Raw genomic sequence first — 7286 nt, forward strand, 5'->3', positions numbered from 1 at the left:
TCCCACTCCCATGGCGAGCGCCCACCACAGCGGCCCGACCGCGACTCCGCTCGCTTCCAACCCAGCGATGATCGGGATCATCGCCATGGTGAACGGGATGTTGTCCACGATCGCCGACAGGATCGCCCCGCCCCATAGGACTGCGAGGGCGGCGATGGTGATCCCGTGTTCGGCGATCCCGGAGATCTGGTTCGCGATCAGCCCGAGGACCCCGGCTGCCTCCAGCCCGCCGACGATGATGAACAACGAGATGAAGAACAGAAGGACATCCCAATGGATCTCGTGCATCAGCTCCTCGACCGGGGGACGGATCCAGAGGAGGGCGATCGACGCCCCGATGAGGGCGACCATCCCGGGAATCAACCCGATTCGGTCGTGAAGCAGGTAGAGGATGATCGTCCCCCCGAGGACGATCAACATCCGCCGCGCCGTCTTGGGATCGACCAAGGCGCGGCGGGCGTCGAGCTTGGCCAGGGTCTCCGGGTCGGCGGCGTGGCGAAGATCTTTTCTGAAGATGAACAGCAGGATCCCTTGGGTGATGACCCAGGCGACGATCACGATCGGGGCGAGGTGGATCAGGAAGTCGTTGAACGAGAGGTTCGCTGCTGAGCCGATCAGGACGTTCGGCGGATCCCCGATCAGGGTCGCCACCCCGCCGGTGTCGGATAGGATCGCCTCCCCCATCAAAAACGGGATCGGGCTCACCCCCATGATCTCGGCGATCGACAGGGTCACCGGTGCCACCACCATGATCGTGGTCACGTTGTCCAGGACCATGGAGACGACGGTGGTGAGGAGGCCGAGGGTGAGCATCAGCCGCCACGCGCTCCCATGAGTGAGCTGCGCCGCCCGCACTGCCAGGTAGGAGAACAACCCTGTTTTCCCCAAGATGCCAACCATGATCATCATCCCGAGCAGCAGGGAAATGGTGTTGAAGTCGATCGCGGCCGCGGCGCGCGGCATGTCGTAGAAATTGAGCCATCCTCCGACGGCGATCATCATCACCGCCCCGGCGAGTCCGACGATCGTGCGGTGCACCCGTTCGGAGAAGATGCCCGCGTACGTCAACACGAAGATCGACGACGCCGCCAAAATCGGGGGAAGAGCCTGTCCGTTCATGGGCTCACCTTATCACCGTTCGTTTCCCGGTGCAACCCTACTGAATCCCGCGGAAGATGGCCCGGATGAGCATGAGGACCGGGATGATCTCGAGCCGCCCGATCCACATGTTGAAGCACAAGGCGAGCTTGCTCAGGATGGGCATGGTCGGGGACGTGATCCCTACCGAAAGGCCGACGTTCCCCTGCGCGCTCGCGACCTCGAATATCACGTCGGACAGGGTGAACCCCGGCGGGGAGGTGTGGAGGAGGACGATCACCCCCAGCATGAGGAAGACGAGCCAGAGAAAGGTGATCAGTGATGCGTCCTCCAGCCGCTGGCCGACCTCGGCCTGATCGACGACGGTCGGCCCGATCCGGAACGGGACGATCGCTCCGCGGGGCGAGATAATGCGCCGGAACCGCCACTGCACCCCCTTCATCAGGATGATCATCCGGATCACCTTGATCCCCCCGGCGGTCGATCCGGCAGCTCCTCCGAACACCATGCCCGCTGCAAGGACGAGTTTCGCCGTGTCACTCCACGACCGGATGTCCACCGTCTGAAACCCGGTACACGTCATTGCCGACACAAACTGGAACGCTGAATCGCGCAGCGCCCGCACCGGGCCGAGAGCAAGGGAGTTCTCCAGCCCGAGGAACAGGCTCCCGGCGGCGAGGAGAAGGAGGAGCCAGCGGGTCTGGACGTCCTTGATCAGGATTGCGGCATTCCCCCGCATCAACTCGTAGTGGACGGCGAAGCTGATCGCGCCGAAGATCATGATCGGGAGAAGGACGAGCTCGATCGTCACCGAGTGGTAACTGGCGATCGAATTGGCGGTTACCGAGAACCCTCCGGTCGAGATTCCGGTCATTGCGTGGTTCACCGCGTCCCAGATCGGCATCCCCGCCCCCCACAGCATCACCACGCTGATGAACGTGTACAGGAGGAAGATCCACCACATCGTGCGCAGGGTGGAGACGATGCTCGGGTGGATCTTCTCCCCCCGCGCCTCGGCGTAGTACAGGGAGTAGGTCGCTGCCCCTGGTCGCGGCCCGGCGAGGATGGTGAGCATCAACACGATCACCCCCATCCCCCCGATCCACTCGGTAAAACTGCGCCACCACTGGATCGTGTGGGGAAGGAGATCAGCGCGGGCGGCCATCGTGAGGCCGGTTCCGGTGTAGCCGGAGATCGACTCGAAGAACGCACTCGCCGGATCACGGAAGTACGTGAGGGACGGAAATGCGGAACCAGCGCCCCGAGCGAGCACGGCGGTGAGGACGAACGGAAGGGAGCCGAGCAGGGCGACGAGGAGCCATCCGAACGCGGCGATCACCATCCCGTGCTTCAACTTCGTCTCCCCCGCCCCCCGAAACGGAAAGTAGAGGATCGCTCCCAGGCCGAACGAGGTCCCGGCGGTGATCAACAGCGGAAGGAAGGCGAATGACTCGTGGAAAACGACGGGGACGGCAAGGGAGAGGATGGCCATCACCCCTACGACCGGGACGAGGAGCCCGAGGTCGCGCAGGATCGTCTTCAGGTCCTGTGGATCATCGAGGAGTGGTGGCCTCATCCGGTGAGGGTTTCAACGAGCTCGTCGCTCGCCCGCTCCAGGGAGAAGACGGTGAGTACGTCCCCTGCTTCGATCGTCGACTCTCCGGTTGGGATCTCCCGCTTTCCGTCCCGCTCGATCGACATGATCAGGATCGTCGGGGGAAGGATCCCCTTCCGGCTGCTCTCGGCAAGGGTACGGCCGACAAGGGGAGACGTCGGCTTCACTGTGAGACGGAAGACCTGGTCCCCTTGGGAGAGCATGGTGAAGTCGCGCACTGTCGGGCGTTTGGCCGCGTTGTATAGGTGATTCGCTACCACCTCCTCCGGGTTCTCCATCACGTTCGCCCCGAGCTTGCGGAAGAACTCGGCGTGTTCCTTCTTGTTCACGATCGATACGATCGACGGGATCTTCAGCTCGCTGGCGATGGAGACGACCATCAGGTTCACCGCGTCGTCGCTCGTCGTCACGATCAGTGCATCAGCGCGGTCCGATCCGGCCTCGCGTAGGGTGTCGGTGGAGGTGGCGTCCCCGTTCAACACGGTGATGTCGTACATGTTGCTTACCTGGCGCGCCCGCTCCGGATCCTGCTCAACCACGACGACGTTATTCTTCTCCTTGACCGCGATGTCGATCAAGCTCGTCCCGATACTCCCCGCTCCGACAACGATCATGTACAACGTAATCCCTCCCCAAACGGAATCTATGTTAGCACAGTCCGGATCGTCGGTCAACGCCCAGCATGGTATAATTTCGATGCGGACTTGGTAACGGCTGATCGCAGCCGACTCACCGACGATCCTTTTTGCCATCCAGCTTGGGTTTACGGGATAGCGGTCAACTACGCAAGCAGGGGAGGAACTTGTGAAACTATGGCGGGCAGTGCAGGAGGGGGCAGGGATCTCCCGCAGGAAGGCACAGGCCCTCATCCGTGCGGGTGAGGTGTCCCTTGACGGGGACATAGTCTGCGACCCCTACCTCGAGCTGAAACCGGGGCCGGACCGGGTCATCTACCTGCGCGGTCAGCCACTCTCCCTCGCCCCGCGCCTTCCACATGTCTACCTGTACAACAAACCGCGTGGAGTGGTGTGCTCCCACGACGATCCCCATACTGGAAACACGTTAGGGCGAGTACTGCGCGCTGAGGGGTTCATCGGCTACACCTGGGCCGGCCGTCTCGATCGCGACGCCGAGGGATTGATGATCCTGACGAACGACGGTGCCCTGATCTCCCGGCTGACTCACCCCCGCTACGGAGTGGAGAAGGTCTATCACGTGTGGGTCGGAGAACGGCGGCAAGACGATGAGATGTGGGGTATCCTCGCGCGGATGCGGGAGGGGATCACCGATGCGGGGGACAAATTGCGCATCCTAGATGGAAAGCTTGACGGGAAAAGAATCATCATTACCTTGGGGCAGGGACATAAGCACGAGATAAAGCGGTTGTTCGCCCACTTCGGACTCTCCGTGATCCGACTGCGGCGGGTGGCGATCGGGCCGATCCGCCTTCCCCCCGAGCTTTCCCCGGGCGGGATCAGGCACCTAACTGCCCCGGACGCTGCGCGTCTCTACGCCGCGGTTGGATTGGAACCGCCCGCGGACCTATAATTCGGCCATGCGCCTGGGAATTGTCCAATTCAACCCCCGTGTTGGGGATATCGATCGTAACCTGGAAGAGACGATCGCCTATATCTCCCGCGCCCGGGACGCCGGCTGTGATCTCGTCGTCTTTCCCGAGCTCTCGCTGTGCGGCTACTTCCCGTTTGACCTTCTGTGGCGGCACGGGTTCGTCGCGCGGATGGAGGAGGCCGTCGCGGAGGTGGTAAAGAACTCAAGCGGGATCGGAGTGATCGTCGGGGGGATCTCGGCGCGGCGGATCCGCACCGGAGCGAACCTGACTGACCCTTCTTCCCTGGTCGACGGAGGTGGAATCGATCTCTACAACAGCGCTTTTCTGATCCACGACGGCCGCCTGGTCGGCGAGGAGCAGAAGCTCCATCTCCCCACGTTCGACGTCTACCACGAGAAGCGCTACTTCACCCCTGGGGACGGGGCGCAGGTGTTCGAGTTCGATGGGGAGACTATCGGGATCAACATCTGTGAGGACCTGTGGGTGGAGGACGGTCCGACCGACGCCCAGGCGAGCCTCGGGGCGAAGCTGGTGATAAACATCTCCGCCTCTCCGTTCTTCGCAGGGAAGGGGGAGATCCGTCGGAACCTGGCCGCACGGAGGGCGCGGGAGAATGGGGTGACGCTGGTCTACGTCAACCGCGTTGGTGGGCAGGACGAGATCGTGTACGACGGGGGGAGCTTTGTCACCTCCCCCCAGGGGCGGCTCCTGTTCCAAGCCCCCTATTTCAAGGAGGGATTGTACACCTTCGATCTCGACCAGCTCAGTCCGGTCCCGCGGCAACAGGAGGATCGGATCGGGCTCATCCACGCGGCGATCATCCTCGGGATAACCGATTACGTCAAGAAAAACGGGTTTTCGCATGTGCTCGTCGGGCTCTCCGGCGGAATCGACTCCGCCCTCGTCGCCGCCCTCGGGGTGGAGGCGCTCGGCCCGGAGGCGGTGACCGGGGTGTTCATGCCGAGTGAGATCACCTCCGAAGAGAGCAGGACCGATGCGTACGAAACGGCGCACCGCCTCGGAATCGAGATAATCGAAGCACCGATCGCTGGGACATTGGACGCCGCACGGGCTGCTTTGCCGGCTCCCCCGACCGGGCTCGCCGCGGAGAACCTGCAGGCCCGCATCCGTGGCACCCTGCTCATGACGCTCGCCAACGCGCGGAACTCCCTCGTCCTTGCCACCGGGAACAAGTCTGAGATCGCGGTCGGGTACAACACCCTGTACGGGGACACCGTTGGAGCGATCGCGCCGATTGGGGACCTGCTCAAGGATGATGTGTACAAGCTTGCCGACCGGCTCGGGGATCTCATCCCCCCGCATGTAAAGGAGAAGCCCCCTACAGCCGAGCTTCGCCCCGGACAGCAGGACGAAGACGATCTCCCCCCGTACCAGCTCCTCAACTCGATCCTACGTCGATTAGTGGAGGAAAACGCATCGCGGGAAGAGTTGATCGCGGCGGGGTTTCCGGCGGAGACAGTGGACGAGGTCTTGCGCCGCTACTACCGGAGCGAGTACAAGCGGAATCAGCTCCCTCTCGTGATCAAGGTGTCACCGAAGGCGTTCGGGATCGGGCGGCGGTTCCCGATCACCCACCGCTATCAGGGCTGATCCTCCGTATCCGTTCCAGCTTACTCTGTAGCTCCCGAGCGTAGGAAGTGGATGGGGGAAACAATCGGTCGAGTGATATCCCGTTGTGGTGACGGTTGGAGTGAAGTAGTCGCCCACCCCCGATGTACAACCCCACGTGCCCGGGGAAGAAGCAGAGGTCCCCAGGACGCAGCTCGTCGAGTGGGACCGGAACGCCCTGTTCACGTTGTTCAGCCGTGTCACGGGGAAGCCATACATTGAAGCAGAAGTGGAACAGCCGCTGGATAAACCCAGAACAATCGAACCCGAATGGGGAACCTCCCCCCCACAGATACGGGGTTCCGACAAGGGTAAGACCCAATCGGATGAGCTCCTCCCCGGGCATCCTTTTCTCCGCCGGGACCGCTGCGGCCCGGGGAATTCGGCCGACCACACCGCTCGGCAGCGGGATCAGTAGGGAATCCGCTTCGGGACGGGCGGCAAACCGTGTGTCCAACGTGAACCTAGTGATTATCCCGTTCGTCCTCTCCTCCTGGACCGGAACGATCGGGACGGAGATCTTCCACTCATTATCCCTTTCGTTCGGGTTCCAGGACGCGATCCGATGTCCCTCTACGAAACCACGGTAACCGTCCGGGGTTTGAATCAACCGCCAGTCTCCCGCTGGCGCGAGCTCTTGCACCTCCGTCCCGAACAAGGCCTGTGATACCCGCTCGCTGCGGTGATTCGGCTCCTTCCTCAGGTCCACGATGTTGACGATTATGCGTTTCATAGTAAAAATTGGGGGATCCTTTCTTTATCGATGATATCCTCTACTGTCTCCCGCTCTCGAATAAGATATGCCTCCTCCGCGCGGACGAGAACCTCCGCGGGAAGTGGGCGGGAGTTATACCGGGAGGACATGCTCGCACCGTACGCGCCGGTATGTAAAATCGCAATGTAATCCCCTTCGCGAACGGGCGGCAGGGTGACCGCAGTGGCAAAGATATCTGCGCTCTCGCATATCGGCCCCACTACCCGAACCGTTTCCTCCCCTTCCCCTTCCTGCACTGCCAGGATTCGATGCTCGGCTCCGTACAGGGCGGGGCGGATGAAGTCGTTCATTCCAGCGTCGATGATGACAAACGGACGTGCTGCGGTCGGCTTCCGATAGAGAACGCGAGCGAGGAGCACTCCGGCGGCGGCGGTGATCTCCCTTCCCGGTTCGAGGATCAGCGTGCCCTCGAAACCTTCGAGCGCGGGAAGGACGGTTCCCGCGAGCTCCTCCGGGAGGGGTTGCCCCTCTCCTGATTCTGGGACGGCCAACCCGCCGCCGAGGTCGAAGTATTTGATTTTAATCTCTTCTTCGGCGAGGGATTCCATGATCCGGACGAGCACTTCCGTTCCGGTTCGAAATGTAAACAGATCGACGAT

7 protein-coding genes are annotated in these 7286 nt (G+C 62.3%); 2 read left to right on the top strand and 5 right to left on the bottom strand.

Features of this window, described 5'->3' with window-relative positions; all coding sequences use genetic code 11:
* From J7J55_02240 to J7J55_02250, 3 genes are all read right to left on the bottom strand, one after another.
* Positions 1-1119, bottom strand: a 1119-nt coding sequence (locus J7J55_02240; protein MCD6141525.1) for an ArsB/NhaD family transporter, incomplete at its 3' end; no start/stop codon positions are given.
* 37 nt (positions 1120-1156) lie between these two features.
* Positions 1157-2674, bottom strand: coding sequence for a TrkH family potassium uptake protein (locus J7J55_02245; GenBank protein MCD6141526.1), 1518 nt, complete (start codon positions 2672-2674; stop codon positions 1157-1159).
* Complete coding sequence (locus J7J55_02250; GenBank protein MCD6141527.1) at positions 2671-3327, bottom strand: TrkA family potassium uptake protein; 657 nt, start codon at positions 3325-3327, stop codon at positions 2671-2673. Before J7J55_02250 ends, J7J55_02245 begins: the two co-directional genes overlap by 4 nt.
* A gap of 190 nt (positions 3328-3517) precedes the next feature.
* Here J7J55_02250 and J7J55_02255 point away from each other — a divergent pair, with 190 nt between their 5' ends.
* Both J7J55_02255 and J7J55_02260 read left to right on the top strand, forming a co-directional pair.
* Positions 3518-4261 (top strand): rRNA pseudouridine synthase, encoded by a 744-nt coding sequence (locus tag J7J55_02255; GenBank protein ID MCD6141528.1) that lies wholly within the window; start codon positions 3518-3520, stop codon positions 4259-4261.
* A gap of 7 nt (positions 4262-4268) precedes the next feature.
* Complete coding sequence (locus J7J55_02260) at positions 4269-5894, top strand: NAD+ synthase (GenBank protein MCD6141529.1); 1626 nt, start codon at positions 4269-4271, stop codon at positions 5892-5894.
* Here the strand turns inward: J7J55_02260 and J7J55_02265 are convergent.
* Together J7J55_02265 and J7J55_02270 are read right to left on the bottom strand one after the other, a co-directional pair.
* A complete protein-coding gene (locus J7J55_02265; protein ID MCD6141530.1) occupies positions 5872-6645 on the bottom strand; it encodes a C40 family peptidase in 774 nt (257 codons plus the stop codon). The genes J7J55_02260 and J7J55_02265 overlap by 23 nt on opposite strands.
* The coding region (locus J7J55_02270; protein MCD6141531.1) for a diaminopimelate decarboxylase at positions 6642-7286 on the bottom strand (645 nt) is incomplete at its 5' end. The genes J7J55_02270 and J7J55_02265, both read right to left, overlap by 4 nt.

It is taken from the genome of Candidatus Bipolaricaulota bacterium (assembly GCA_021159055.1).
GTDB lineage: Bacteria > Bipolaricaulota > Bipolaricaulia > UBA7950 > UBA9294 > S016-54.